The organism is Haloarcula hispanica ATCC 33960, assembly GCF_000223905.1.
GTDB classification, from domain to species: Archaea; Halobacteriota; Halobacteria; order Halobacteriales; family Haloarculaceae; genus Haloarcula; species Haloarcula hispanica.
On record NC_015948.1, the window covers coordinates 1,495,948 to 1,509,572 of the forward strand.

A 13,625-nucleotide genomic window follows, 5' to 3' on the forward strand; every position below is an offset into this window, starting at 1 on the left:
ATGGTCTTTGGATTCGACTACTCACTGGTCAACCTCCTGTCGCTGGTCATCGGCCTGGCCTTCCTCGCGAACGGGTACATCATCGTCAGAAGCGAACGCGAATCGCTGGAGCTGTTCGTGATGTCGCTGCTGCTCGGCGCGGGGCTCATCGTCGTCGCCATCGTCCCAAACGTGTTCGAGGTCGTGGCGCGGCTGCTGGGCCTGGAGTGGAAAGCCCGGGCCATCCTCGTCATCTCGAACCTGACGCTGTTTGTGGCGGTGACGTATCTGCTCAATCGCATCGGCCACATGTACGACCGGCTGTCGCGGCTGAACGAGGAGCTGAGCCTCCTCCGGAGCGAACTGGAGGAACACCAGCTACAGACCGAGGACCAGCAGGATGAGTAACCGCGCGGTGCTGTCGATAGATTTCGAGCTGTTCACCCAGACGCCGGCGTACCGGAGCGCGTCGGGGACGACGGACCGCGACGGCGTCGGTCTCGACGGCGGCCGGTTTTTCAGGGAGATATTGGCGGAGTACGACGCGACTGCCACCGCGTTCGTGGTGTCATCAGTCGCCCAGTCCCACCCCGACGCCGTCCGGGCACTTGCGGATGCGGGACTGGAAGTCGCGTCGCACACGCACACCCACCAGTTGCTCTCGGACCTCGACAGCGACGGACGACGGGCGGAACTGGCCGAGTCGAAGGACGTGCTGGAGCGGGTCACCGGCGAGCAGGTCTCCGGGTTCCGCGCGCCCGCATTCGACATCACCGACGACCACTTCGATCTACTTTCCGACATCGGATACACGTACGACTCTAGCGTCGTCTCAAGCCGGTCGATTCCGGGGTGGTACGGCGGCGAGTACGACATCCACAGACCGGTTCCGGCGTCGGCGGTGCACCCGGACGCGCCGGACAGTATCACCGAGTTCCCGGCGAGCGTCATGCCGGGGCTGCAGTTGCCCCTCACCGGGACCTGGCTCCGGTTTTTCGGCCCGCGGTACACGATTCTGGGCATGAGGCTACTGGCCCGCCGGGGCATCACGCCGATGCTGTACGTCCACCCGTGGGAACTGGTGGACCTGCCGGCCGTAGAGGGGGTGCCGACGCGAGTGTACGTCAGGACCGGTGACTGGATGCGACGGGCCGTCGAGCGGATCTTACAGCAGGACTTCGAGTTCACGACCGCACAGGCGGTGCTGGCGGGTGGTGAAACGGCCGCGACGCAGCTACAGAGGGGCGAGACACCGTGACGAGTCGAGCTCGTGATCTGGGGATCACGGTCGCCCAGTACGGTATCGCCGTCGTTGCGCTTTCGTGGCTGCTCACGCAGTTCGACATCGCGAGCGCAATCGACCTGCTCGCCAGCGTCGAAACCGAAACGGCGCTCGCGGTCGTCGCCGTCAGCGTTCTCGGTATCTGTGGCCGGACCTACTCGTGGTACGCGGTGATCACCCCGCTCGCACCGGTCCGGTTCCGGACCGCCGCCGGGACGACGCTCATCGTGAACTTCGTTAATCAGTTGCTCCCCTCGCGGCTCTCGGGACGGCTGGCCGCGCCGTTCGTCCTCCGGAGCCAGACCGGAATGGCCTACAGCGACGCCGCCGCGGCGTCGGCGCTTCACACCGGCATCTTTGCGATATACTACGGCGTCGCGGCGACCGCAGGGCTCGTTCTAGCGATTCCACTGCTCCGGCTCGAACTTATTCTGCTGCTAGCGCTCGCGACGAGCCTGTACTTCGCGGCCGGCCTCGCCATCCTGTTTGGAGGCCTCAATCTCTCGTATCTGGACCGGCTCATCGGCTGGCTGTCCGGGGTCGCGGTCCGGGTTCCACGCTTCGGTGAGGGACTCGCGGCACGGCTCGACGGCCTGCTTGAGTTCACCGACAGTTCGACAACGACGTTTCGGTCGCTCGCGAGCGAGCCGGCAGTGTGGCTCCGCTACGCGGTCGGCTGGGCCGTCGACCTCGTGCTCGCACCCGGTGTCCGCGTCGGCCTGCTGCTGGGGAGTTTCGGCGTCGCGTTCGAACCGCTGGTCGCGTTGCCGCTGTATCTCTTGGTCGCGTACACCGTGACGCTTCTGCCGCTGACGCCCGGCGGCATCGGCATCACCGAGGCCACGGCGACGGCGGTGTTCGTCGCGCTGGGTATCCCAGCGGAGGTCATCATCCCTATCATCTTCGTCGACCGGTTCCTCAGTATTTACCTGCCCTCGCTCGCGGGCTGGTATCCCTCCGTTCGGCTCGACGTCACGTCATTGACGACGGAGTAGTCGGCGGAAAACGGAGCGGGAAGTCGAGAAAACGGCTCAGAACGGCGGATGCCGGCTCGTGTCGCACTCGCCGTCCCGTTCCAGAATGAGGGTGTACTGGTTCGCCGCGAGTTCTTGCTCGTCGGCGAACTGGTCCGTGTGCGGGACGACACCGAGCCGCAGCAGGTCGGTGAACGACCCGGGGGTCGGTCGCTGGGGAACGAAGTTCGGCGGCCGCTCCCCGAACTCGGCGACGATTCTGTAGTTGTACTCCTCGTTCAGGAGATTCCGGAGGTAGGTCGCCTGTGCATCGCCGTTCCGGTAGTAGGTGTCCTCCTTGAGATACAGCAGATCCCGATACCCGACCTGGATGTACCGCGGGCAGGCCATCGCCTCCTCCGCCTCCGAGTCCTGACCGGCGACGTGTCGGGCAGTCATCGAATGCGGGACGGCGGTGTCCTGGATGTGGACGCGGTAGGTCTCCACCACGTCGCCCTCGTCGCTGTTGTCTTCGAGCCAGGCCGTCGCCTCGTCTCGGGGCATGGATGCGAACTGTGCCGTCCCGATACCGGCGTAGACCGCCGTCGTCACCAGCAGAACGGCCAACACCGGGCGAGCGAGACTGGTCGAGCGCTCGCGGAGCTGCACCAGTCGGCCCCCGACGAGTAAGGCGATGAGCGGGAAGGTCGGCAGGAGGTGGTGTACGCGGAAGTCGTGCCACTGGGAGAACATCGCTATGTAGGCCACCAGTCCCGTCAGAACGAGGACGGTGCCGTGGAAGGCAGAGCCGCGGTCACGGATGGTTGCGACGGTCGCCACGACGCTCGCTGCGGCCGCGGCAAACAGCGGTAGCCCCAGCGCGCTGAAGTAGCCCCGGAGGAACCACCACCACATCGGGGCGTCGGGGCCCGTCGGATGGCTCATCCGCGAGGTCGAGCCGCCGAAGACCCGCTCGATGAACGGTTCGGCTCCCGCCACGAGCGCGGTTGGGAACCCGAGGACAATCATGGCGAACCCGAGCAGTGCGCCACTCAGCAGGAGCTTCGGCCGGTACAGCGTCTCCGTCAGCGGCGCGTCAGCGGCATGGGCACGCAGCAGGAAGGCGACACCGATGAGGAGGACGACCGGCGCGGCCGTCAGTTTGAACGCGATTGCGACACCGCCGGCGGCGCTCGCCGCCAGAAACAGCGTTCCGTCGTCCGTCTGGACGTACCTGACCAGCAGGTACAGCGCGAGGAGGACGAACACCAGCGCCGGCATATCTTCGCCGGCCTCCTTCGAGATGGTGAGGAAGCCGAAGGTCAGCGAGAGCACGACGGCCGACAGCCGGCCGGCGTTGCGGCCCTCGATGGCGACGCCGAGGCGGTAGGTGAGGTAGACGGCACAGATTGCAGCAACGACGTTGGTTAGCCGGATGAAGACCAGGCTCCAGGTCCAGATCCACTCTGGCGTGGCGGCCCAGACTTCGTAGTGGCCGAACTCCCAGCTAGGGAAGGCAATCGTGGTGAATGCGCCCAGGTCGCCGGTGATGGCGGCGACGAGCACGACGGGGAGGATAGCCAGCGCATAGAGGTACAGCGTCGCGCCGAAGGGGGCCCGGCCCCACTCGACGCCGGCCTTGAGCCCCTCGAAACTCGGTTCTTCGAGGACCGACCCGTAGACGACCATCGCGTCAAGGAGACGACTGTACTCGTCACGGGTCGCGAAGTTCGGGATGCGGTGCCAGAACCAGAACCCGACCATAACAGTCGACAGCAGGAGCACGTAGCGGAGATAGGGGTCGTCCCGGAAATCCGACCGTACCTGTTCGACAGCACGTCGGGACAGTGACCGCCAGCTACTCATCGTGTCACTGCTCCGGGGTGTGTGTTGAAAAGGCTGCCCTTCTCAGAAATAGTCGGCATCGAACTCCCGGCGGAGGATGTAGTGGTTCGCGTACCCGCGGACGTACTTCGCAAACAGCGAGAGATAGCCCTCGTCAGCCTCGCGGCGGGCCGACGTAGCGACACAGGAATCCGGGTCGTAGACGATTCGCCCGTCGTCTTTCATCCGCAGCGAGAGTTCGGTGTCCTCCATGAACGGGATGTCCTCATCGAAACCGCCCGCGGCCTCGAAGGCCGCGGCCCGGAAGCTACAGTTGAAGCCCGGTTGCTGAACGAAGCCCAGCGGCCAAGACACCCGATACCAGTAGTCCGACAGCAGTTTGAACAGCACGCGATGTTTGAAATCGTCTTCAAGCGGGCGTGCGGGGCCGCCGACCCCCACCACATCGTCGTCGGTGTAGTGCCTGAGATGCAGGCGAACCCAGTCCTCGGGGACGACCGTATCAGCGTCAGTAAACAGCAGTATCGGCGCTGTCGCGGCCGCGGCTCCGCGGTTTCTGGCGATTCCCGCCCCGCCCTCGTCGCACCGAACGACAGTGTCGACAAAGGACGTGTCACGGGCCACCTGCTCTGTCCCGTCGTCGCCGCCAACCACCACCACTAGCTCGACGGGCTGTGACTCGAAGGGAGCCAGACAGCGGGCCAGCGACTCCGCCTCGTTGTAGGCCGGGACGATGACTGCGGCGTCCATCTGAGAGGCAGGTACATCGTACAGACAGAAATAGCAAGCGATGCGACGGCCTGTCCCCGGTCTCAGGCAGTCACGAACGCCGCGCGAGGGCGGTTCCCGCGAGGACGGCGACAAGGGCGATGCCGGCGAGCGTCCCGAACAGCGCCGTCGCGTTCGCAAAGGCCAGAATCGACCCGGCCAGCCCGCCGCCGAGCGCGCCGACGCCGAACACGCCCAGATACGTGTAGCCGTACGAGAGTCCGCGCGTGCCGGCGGGCGTGTACTCCGCAACTGCGGCCTGATACATCGGCTGAACGACGAAGAGGGCGACGCCCAGAAGCGCACCAAGCACCGCTAACGGACCGAAGCCCATCGCCGACACCGGAACGAACAGCACTGCAAGGACGGCAAGCACCAGAAACGAGCCGGCGATACCGTACTCGACGGGAATTCGGTCGCTCAGTTTCCCGCCGGCGTACTGGCCGAAAACGCCGATGAGCAACAGTCCGGCGTAGAAGTAGTCCTGTGGCTTGAGCGTCTGGCCCGTCCCGGCCTCGATACCGAGCGCCGACAGGACGCTGGGAGGCAACAACGTCTCTATCGGGATGGGCTCGAAGCCCGGCAGGTCCCGCAGGAGTTCCGGGAGGAAGGTGAGGACGCCGCGGTAGTACAGCCCCGAGCACATGACGACGACGAACACGAGCAGGAAGCTCCCTGTCAGCAGGTGCTTGCTCTCCGTGAGGAACTCCCCGAGCGAGTCGATACCGCTGCTGGCCTTCGACCCGCCGTCGGTTGCAGTCGTCACGGCTGCCGTCTCGTCGAAACTCGCCCGCGAGGCGTAGACGGCGGCGAGCAACGCGGGAACGCCGAGGACGAGCGCGACCGTCCGCCACTCGGCGACCAGCAGGAGAATTGCGGCGACGAGTGGGCCGAGGCCGATACCGAGGTTCCCGGCGACACCGTGGTAGGCCAGCCCGGTTCCGCGCTGTTCGACGCCTTTGCTGATGAGCGAGAGCCCGGCCGGGTGGTAGACGCTGGCCGAGAGTCCCCAGAGGACGAGCGCCAGCGCGATGACGACCATGCTCGGAGCCAGTCCCAGCAGGATGTACGAGCCGCCCATCCCCAGCAGACAGCCGGTGATGAGTCGGCGGGAGCCGATACGGTCGACGACGATACCGCCCGGGAGCGCACCAGCCCCGAACAGGCCGTAGCCCAGCGTCACGATGACGCCGACGGTGGCCGTCGTCACGTCGAACTGGGCGATACCGAGGTTGATGAGGTCAAACTCGGTGAGCCAGATGACGACGAATATCGGGACCGCCATCTCGTAGGTGTGGACCAGCCCGTGTGCGAGCATGACCAGCGCGGTAATCGCTCGGTCGTTCGCGTTCACACTCTGGTTCGTGTCGGCCGCCGGCAAGTGTGTGACGGTTCCGCGTATCTGCGCGTGCACCTTTTTCACCCCTCCCAAAACCAGGGGTGGGTTTTTATGTCCGAACAGTATAGGCGGCAAGTGTGAGCAAGATCAAGGTGTCACTTCCGGACCAGGTGGACTCGGACATCCAGCGACTCGTCGAACAGGGCGAGTTCCTCAACCGCGACCAGGCCGTCGAAGACCTCCTGAAGCGAGGGATTTCGGCCTACAACACTACGACGGAAGAGACCGAGACACTCGACGAAGAGATTTTCGACCAGACGGCATCCGAACAGCAGGACCCCGCGATGCAGGACGATTTCCTCTAGTCGCGGTTCTGTGAGAGTCGGCCGTCGTCCTCGGATGCCCGCTGTCCGGAGCCGTCGTTTTCCTGCCGCTGTTGTTTCATTTTTGCGCCGGGTTTCGGACCTCTGTCGACTGACTCGTACGGCGTTTCCGCGATGCTCTCCGGGATGATGTACCACGCGAGGCCACCGCCAACGACGGTTCCGCCAACAAACATTCCGGCGACAACCAGCAGTTCCGCACCGCCGTACAACGTCACCAGCCCCATCGAGACGCCGATGAGAAGCGCGAACCCGACCTGCGTGTATCTGAGAAAGCGTCGCCGGTCGGCGTCCGTCATCGAGGGGCCGACCATTAGCGACCCCCGAAACCGGTGGCGCGCGTCGGTTCGGCCATCAGTAGAAGCCCCGCGCTACGTCTTCCTCGATGACGTCCTCGAACTCCGCGTCGAGTAGTTCCTCCGCTTCCTCGAACGTCTCCGTGAGTTCGGTCATCTGGTCGGGCCGGTCGTGGTGGTCGAACTCCATCGGGCCGTAGGCCGGGGAGTCCATCGCGTCCATCATGTCCTCAAGCAGCGCTTGCGGCGACGTGGGTGCGTCCGCGTGGGTTTCGAGTACCGTTTCGAGGTTCTTGGCCTTCTCCTTGGCGTCGTCCTCGTCTTCCGGTCCCTGCTGGACGCCGAAGATGCCCGACCCGTCGTTCGGAAACAGCGGGTCGATGTCGTCGTCGATACGGCGGGCCACCTGTGACCCGACGCCCTGTACCTCGAAGGGGTTCTTCGCGTAGGTCTTGAGCTGGTAGACACCGGCGTCGGGGTGACCGAAGTAGATGTCCTCGCCGATACCGTTCGCGCGGTCGCCCCCGACGGCACGCCAGTCCCCCGGATTGGCATTGCTCTCCATCACGTCTTCGAGAATGTCCTGCCAGTCGCGAACGCGCATTGTCAGTTTCCCGTTCGGCCTGGGCCAGAATGAACCCATCGGTCCTGACCGTCGCCGGGCGGAAGCAGGGAGGTCGTGGATACGGACTGGCCAGCGTGCCCACACGACTGTCGCTGCTGTCGGCGACCATACCGGGGATTGATTATCTTTCACGCAGATATCCATGATAACAGCGTTGGGTGTCGCGGTACGGGCGTAAGTTACGAGGGGCGACAAGTGGGTACAGCATCCGAGACCGGCCATGGCGGCGTCGACTGGCGGCAGCTGGCACTGGTAAGTCTCTGCCTCGTCGGGCTGATCGTCGCCGCGTTTCTGGCCCCGCCACCGATCACTGAGAGCGGGATCAGCAGCGGGGGCGGTGACGGGAGTCACGGCACCGAGCCAGTCACGCAGACGCCAGCCGATACGCGGGAACAACGCCGCGACGGTGGCGGGGGCGGCAGCGTCACCGACACCCAGACACCTGCAGGCACACGGGAACACCGTCGCGACGGAGGTGGGAGCGGCGGCGTCACGGGAGGAACAGAGCCGATTCCGATTCCCGGCGATACCGCCCCGCCCACTGCGGACGGCTGTGGCGTCCTCGTCGAGTCAGAGCCGAAAGCCGGGCATCCCCTCACCGTTCTGGTGTATCAGGACCTCGAACCGGCGGCCGCGACCCGTGTCTGGTTCAACGACCGATACGCCGGCCGGACTGACCAGAACGGCCAGGTGACCGCACAGGTTCCGTACCAGCGCGAGCTGAACGTAACGGTCGAATCGCCGGGAACAGAGCCCTGTCAGTTCTACCGTCGACCGTACGAGGAATCGGATACTGAAACAGCAAGCCTCCTCGTGGAAGGAGATGTGTTGTCGCTTGGCGGGACTACCTCGGTCTCAAACGGGGACGGGGACGCACGAAGTACCCTTGGCGCATTTGGGACGGTTCCTGGCGCATCTGGGATGGTCGATTCGACGGCCCCACGCCAGCAGACCGCGGCCGGCAACGACACCGGTCAGTACCGTGTCGGCGGGAGCGTCAACGTGACACTGCTCGGCGAGCCGTACCCCGGGTCGACCGTCCCGCTCGTCGCAACGGTCGACGGCGTGCCAGTCCGAAACGCGACCGTGACCCGCAACGGCGACATCGTCGGTCGAACTGACACCGCCGGCCGGTATCAACTGACAGTCCCCGACAGCGATACCGCCGCAGTAACGGTGTCCCGCGGCGAGTTCGAGGGGTCCGCGCGCGTCGACGTGCTGAACTTACACGTCCGCGTCGTGCCTGCGAAGGCCCTCCCGGTACCAGGTGACAGGGCCGCTGTCAACGCTACGATAAACGGAAACCCGGTCGAGAACGCGACTGTCACGCTCGGCGACCAGCGCCGGGGAAAGACTGGCGCTGACGGCGCTGTTGCCGTCTCGCTCCCAGCAAACCCCTCGCTTCCCGTCACAGCGGCAACAGACAGACAGACAGCGAGAACGACGCTCTGGGGCGCGTACACCGGGACCATCGTGGTAAGTTCGATACTGCTGGTGGCAACCGTCGTGACCGTCGCTATCGCCGCAGTGATGTACTCCCCCAAGGTCGCACGCGGCGTCGGTATTCTCTGGACAATCTTCGATTCGCTGTTTGTCATCGGCGTGCTCTGGGAACGGGACGGGCTGGTCGTCGCGCTCGCAGTCGTGGGCGTCGTCGCGCTGTACCACTATCGGACGGCTGCTTTCTCGGGCGGACAGGCGGTCGCATACGCGGCCAAGAACGGCGGTGAAACGGCGGCTGGCTTCGTCGCCCGCGTCGTTCAGTGGACCCGGCGAACGGCACTCTGGCTCGTCGGCCGTATCGAAGCCACGCTGAACATGGGCCGCCGACTGGCCGCCCGTCTGGCGACGTGGCTCTCATCGCTTCCGCTAACGCTGTCAGGGCTGTGGCGTCGCTTCCAGCGGTGGCTCCGGTCGGCCGGGTATCGAGCGGTCACTGTGGCCAGGGCTGAAAGCACGCCACGCAGGATTGCAACGCTCGGCGGCTCGTGTGTCATCGTGACAGTGAGCTATGTTCGCTGGGGCACGGCCGGTACCGTCGTGGCTGGGGCCGGGGTGGCACTGGGTGCGGTCGGTGTCTACATCGCTGGCCAGGTCGGCGATACGGACCGCCCGACTACGGCGTCTAACCCCGGACCGAGCGGGTCGGTCACTGACTCGTCGGGCGGCGGCGAATCGGCTCTCCCATCGATTCGCGACCTCTGGCGTGCGTTCGCCAAGCATGTCGTCCCCGGGCGCTGGCGGACGCGGACGCCCGGCGAGGTGTCCCGGGCCGCAATCGACAGCGGCCTCCCGAGGGCACCCGTCGAAGCACTGACAGAGGCGTTCCGGGACGTCGAATACGGCGGCCATTCGAGCGACAGCCGGCGCGAGCAGGCCCGTAGCGCGTACGATGCGCTGGTGGGTGCGAGCGACGAGCAGGAGGACGAAGGGTGAATCGCCGTCGCGTCGGGCTGGGAATCGCCGTGTTGTGTGGCCTGCTACTCGTGGCTGCCGGCGCGGTCCTCGGGCTGACAGGGACGCCAGAGCCGGCGGATTCCGGGCCGAGTGCGGCGGGTGTCCTCGTCCTCTTCGTCTGCGTGCTCGTGGCCTCCTGGAAGCTCTTCCGGACGCCCGACGACCCCTCGGTATCACCGTCGCCGTGGACTGCTGACGACAAGTTCACCGAGGGGTTTCTGGAGACGACACCGACAGACGACGCCGTCTCCGGAACCGAACTCGCGGAACGCGTCGAAGCGGCGGCTGCACAGGCCCGCGACGACGGGTCGGTCGCCGAGAGCGTCGGCCCCGTTCGGGAACCACTTCGGGCGGCGCTCACGGAGGCACTGGTCCAGGGCGGCCACGACCCCGACTCGGTGAAAGCACAGTTAGCCGCGGGGACCTGGACGGACGACCCGGTTGCCGCCGCGGTACTGGACGAATCCGTCACGCCACCGGACCGACCGTTTCGCACGCGCCTGTGGGCCTGGCTGTTTCCCGAAAAAGCCGTCCGAAAGCGGTGCGCACGGGCGATGACGGCAGTCAGCGTCGCGGCCGACGACGCGTTGCCGACAGTGGTCGGCCAGCAGGCGCCGCGTCCGGTGCCAGTCGTCGCCCCAGCGGTCGCCGACCTGCAGCGGGCGGCTGACGGGAGCCTCCAGCGGGCCGTCGACGGGTCGATTCCCGAGCGGGAAGCCGTCGGGACCAGCGCAGACGGCGCGTCTGACGGTGCCCACGTCGACGGAGCCGCCACCGAGGGCGCAACTGCCGCGGACCGCCCGGCTGACTCCGAGTCTGAAGCTGGCGGGACAACGCCGGTTGACGAGGACGGAACGGATACCACAGCGACCGACGGGGCCGACTGGGGCGATGTGACGGAGGTGCAGGACTGATGGGCCGACGAGCCATGCGGTGGCGCGGCGCAATCGTCGCCGCACTGACACTCGCCGGAGCGGGCATCTGGGAGGGGAGCGGGACACTCCTGCTGGCCGCCACACTCCCGCTCTCGTATCTGGCCTACGGAATCCTGTCGACTGCTGCTGTCCCGGCAGAGCTCGTCGTGTCGCGGGCGGTCGACCCGACTCCAGCGCCGCCGGGGCACCCGGTTGCAGTCCAGTTGACGGTGACAAACAGCGGCCAGCAGACGCTGTCGGACATCCGGGTCGTCGACGGCGTTCCGACTGACCTCACAGTGCTGGAAGGGACGCCACGCGGCGGCGAGACGCTTGCGGCCGGCGAATCAGTCACGCTCGAGTACATGCTCATCGCCCGCCGAGGCGAACACGACTTCGGCGAGCCGCGGCTCCGCGTCCGGGGTACGGGAGCCGGCGAGGTCGCGACTGCGAGACAACAGGCGGAGGGCGATGACAGGCTGGTGTGTCAGCTTGACGCCCAGGCACCGCCGCTGTCCGACCAGGGGACCGACCGCGTGGGCCAACTCACAACCGACGACCCCGGCGATGGCTTCACCTTCCACTCGACGCGGGAGTATCAGCGCGGGGACCCGGCCGGCCGCATCGACTGGCGCGGGTACGCGAAGCGGGGAGCGCTGTCGACGGTCAACTACGAGCAGTGGGTGTCGACGACGGTCGTGTTCGTCGTCGACGCCCGCTCGCCGGCGCGGGTGACCGCCGGCCCCGGTCGCCCGACGGCAGTCGAACTCGGCGCGTACGCGACGACGCACGCAGTGACCTCGCTGCTGGATGCCGGTCACGAAGTCGGGCTGGCAATCGTCGGCATCGACGGCGACGGTCCAGCGGGACTGACGTGGCTCCAGCCGGGCGACGGACCCAACCAGCGGTCGCTGGCTGTCGAACGGCTACGGGCCGCTGCTGATGCTGCCGAGAGCGACCCGGCTGGTGGTCCAGAAGACGAGGGCGACACACAGCGGCAGTTCCGGAAAGTGATGGAGGTAGCCGGACCGCGCTGCCAGCTGGTGCTCGTGTCGCCGTTGCTCGACGACGCGCCGGTCGCCGCGATGGAGTCCTGGGCGGCGTTCGATTGCCAGCGAACCATGCTCTCGACGGACGTAACCGCGGCGAGCACCGTCAGCGGACAGTACGAGCACGTCCGCCGTCGGACCCGTCTGGCGCGGTGTCAGGCGTCTGGGGCCCGGACAATCGACTGGCGGCGTGGGACACCGCTGCCGCTCATCCTCGATTACGCCTTCGCCGTTGCGGCGCACCAGCCGCGTGGCAGTGTGCAGCCGGGAGGCGGAGCGTAAATGATCGGCGGGCCGCGACTCGATACACCATCGGCCGTCGGCGACGAGGGGCGGCCGCGGGCGACCAGCCTAACTATCGTCGCGCTTATCGTCGCTGCGTTCGCCCTGGCGACAGGGGTTCTGTCCGGCGACCCGCGACTGTTCAGCGGTATCGCACTCCTCGCCGGCATTGCCGTGGCGGGGTTGACGCTACTGGACCGGGACGGACTGGGACCGACGGTCATTGGCCACCTCTGTTTCCTGCCGGCAGCGACTGGCGTCGTTGCCTCGGTCGGGCAGGTGTCAGTCGCCCCGCTCATCGCGTTCGGTGTCGCCGTCGCAATGGTCGGCGTCGCGACCGCCTGGACCGACGTGCTCGACAGAGAGACCGTTTCGGAAGCGACAGTGAGCAGCGTCGTTTCGTATCTGTTCGCCGTGGTGGGCCTCGTCGTGGGTACGGTCGTCGTCGCGCTCGCGTGGCTTTGCTGGAAGGTGGTAAGCGCTGTCGCCGGTGGAGCGTCGCCGATAGCCACCACGGTCTGCCTCGGTGTACTCGGCGTCGCCGCGTCGGGCTGCCTGTATTTTGCTGTGACACAGCTCCCGCTCTTGCAGTTGACAGCTCGGAGCCGCCGCGACGCGATGGCGAACAGACTGAAACGGGGTACCCAGTCGCTCAAACTGGTCGCACTCGGTTCGGCAGCGTTCAGTGTAGTCGTTCCGCTGGCGCTTCTGGTAACGCCGTTTGGCCAGCTTGTGGCGTCCCCCCCGTTCAGTCTCGGTATCCGGCTGCTGTCGTCGTGGGTCGTTCTCGCGCCGCTTCTGGCAGTCACAGCCGGCGCGTTGCTTGCTGGTAGCGGTGCGATTGTCATCCGAAAGTTCACGACTGAGTTCGACGCCGCTTCGGTGCGGACTGTCGGGGCCGCCATCGCGGCCGCTGGCTACGTCGTGTTGCTAGCCCCGTTCCTCCTGCGAATCGGTATCTTCGGGTTCGCCTCGCTCCCGGCGGTGTTCTTCGGTGCCCTCCTGCTCCCACTGGTGGTGTATCTGCTTCTCGTTCTCGTCATCGGGGGACTCACGTTTGGCCTGTTGCCGGCGCGTGCCGGCCCCGCGGCACTGACCGCTTCGGGACTCATCTGTGCGAGCACCGGTGCGGCACAGGCCGACCTGTCATCGTTACTGGTGTTTGCTGGCGTCGTCGGCGGCCTCGTTGTCTGGGACGTTGGCACGTTCGGCCTGGGGCTGACAGCGGAACTGGGGCATCGGCCGGAAACGCGCCGGCTGGAGCTGTATCACAGCGTGTTCGCCGTCGGCGTCGGCCTTCTCGGTATCGCCGCCGTCGGTCTCGTCGATACAGCGCGTCACGCCGTCGGTGCCGCCATCGGATCGCCGGAGACAATGGCACTCGCCGCGATCGGTGTGTTACTGCTGCTCGCCCCGCTTCGTGGCTGAGGGACTGCTTCGCTGCTGGCCCGTC

13 protein-coding genes are annotated in these 13,625 nt (G+C 66.4%); 8 read left to right on the top strand and 5 right to left on the bottom strand.

The window, feature by feature from the left end; genetic code table 11:
* The 3 genes from HAH_RS07625 to HAH_RS07635 are packed head-to-tail and all read left to right on the top strand — an operon-like array spanning position 1 to position 2,256.
* Positions 1-387: a DUF2304 domain-containing protein gene (locus HAH_RS07625; protein WP_014040395.1), complete on the top strand. Its 387-nt coding sequence runs from the start codon at positions 1-3 to the stop codon at positions 385-387.
* On the top strand, positions 380-1,237 hold the full coding sequence (locus HAH_RS07630) for a polysaccharide deacetylase family protein (protein WP_014040396.1): 858 nt from the start codon (positions 380-382) through the stop codon (positions 1,235-1,237). The genes HAH_RS07625 and HAH_RS07630 overlap by 8 nt, the downstream gene beginning before the upstream one ends.
* Positions 1,234-2,256, top strand: coding sequence for a lysylphosphatidylglycerol synthase transmembrane domain-containing protein (locus HAH_RS07635; RefSeq protein WP_014040397.1), 1,023 nt, complete (start codon positions 1,234-1,236; stop codon positions 2,254-2,256). Before HAH_RS07630 ends, HAH_RS07635 begins: the two co-directional genes overlap by 4 nt.
* Before the next feature lie 36 nt (positions 2,257-2,292).
* On the opposite strand, the gene HAH_RS07640 is transcribed toward HAH_RS07635, so the two are convergent.
* The 3 genes from HAH_RS07640 to HAH_RS07650 all read right to left on the bottom strand — a co-directional run bounded on the left by HAH_RS07640 (position 2,293) and on the right by HAH_RS07650 (position 6,229).
* Positions 2,293-4,080, bottom strand: a complete 1,788-nt coding sequence (locus HAH_RS07640; RefSeq protein ID WP_014040398.1) for an ArnT family glycosyltransferase — start codon at positions 4,078-4,080, stop codon at positions 2,293-2,295.
* A gap of 42 nt (positions 4,081-4,122) precedes the next feature.
* Positions 4,123-4,809 (bottom strand): glycosyltransferase, encoded by a 687-nt coding sequence (locus tag HAH_RS07645; protein ID WP_014040399.1) that lies wholly within the window; start codon positions 4,807-4,809, stop codon positions 4,123-4,125.
* A gap of 70 nt (positions 4,810-4,879) precedes the next feature.
* Complete coding sequence (locus HAH_RS07650; RefSeq protein ID WP_079891635.1) at positions 4,880-6,229, bottom strand: MFS transporter; 1,350 nt, start codon at positions 6,227-6,229, stop codon at positions 4,880-4,882.
* 74 nt (positions 6,230-6,303) lie between these two features.
* Between HAH_RS07650 and HAH_RS07655 the strand changes: the two genes are divergently transcribed.
* Positions 6,304-6,531: a ribbon-helix-helix domain-containing protein gene (locus tag HAH_RS07655; RefSeq protein ID WP_004518043.1), complete on the top strand. Its 228-nt coding sequence runs from the start codon at positions 6,304-6,306 to the stop codon at positions 6,529-6,531.
* On the opposite strand, the gene HAH_RS07660 is transcribed toward HAH_RS07655, so the two are convergent.
* Positions 6,528-6,863 carry a hypothetical protein gene (locus HAH_RS07660; protein WP_014040402.1) on the bottom strand — a complete coding sequence of 112 codons (336 nt, stop codon included), beginning with the start codon at positions 6,861-6,863 and terminating at the stop codon, positions 6,528-6,530. The genes HAH_RS07655 and HAH_RS07660 overlap by 4 nt on opposite strands.
* A 40-nt stretch (positions 6,864-6,903) precedes the next feature.
* Positions 6,904-7,449, bottom strand: coding sequence for a hypothetical protein (locus HAH_RS07665; RefSeq protein WP_014040403.1), 546 nt, complete (start codon positions 7,447-7,449; stop codon positions 6,904-6,906).
* A 216-nt stretch (positions 7,450-7,665) separates the two neighbouring features.
* Here HAH_RS07665 and HAH_RS07670 point away from each other — a divergent pair, with 216 nt between their 5' ends.
* From HAH_RS07670 to HAH_RS07685, 4 genes are read left to right on the top strand one after another with little or no spacing between them, the layout of a single operon-like run.
* Positions 7,666-9,906, top strand: coding sequence for a DUF4129 domain-containing protein (locus HAH_RS07670; protein ID WP_014040404.1), 2,241 nt, complete (start codon positions 7,666-7,668; stop codon positions 9,904-9,906).
* On the top strand, positions 9,903-10,841 hold the full coding sequence (locus HAH_RS07675) for a DUF7269 family protein (protein ID WP_014040405.1): 939 nt from the start codon (positions 9,903-9,905) through the stop codon (positions 10,839-10,841). The genes HAH_RS07670 and HAH_RS07675 overlap by 4 nt, the downstream gene beginning before the upstream one ends.
* Positions 10,841-12,172, top strand: a complete 1,332-nt coding sequence (locus HAH_RS07680) for a DUF58 domain-containing protein (RefSeq protein WP_044951839.1) — start codon at positions 10,841-10,843, stop codon at positions 12,170-12,172. The genes HAH_RS07675 and HAH_RS07680 overlap by 1 nt, the downstream gene beginning before the upstream one ends.
* A complete protein-coding gene (locus HAH_RS07685) occupies positions 12,173-13,600 on the top strand; it encodes a DUF7519 family protein (RefSeq protein WP_014040407.1) in 1,428 nt (475 codons plus the stop codon).
* The last annotated feature ends 25 nt before the right edge of the window (positions 13,601-13,625 follow it).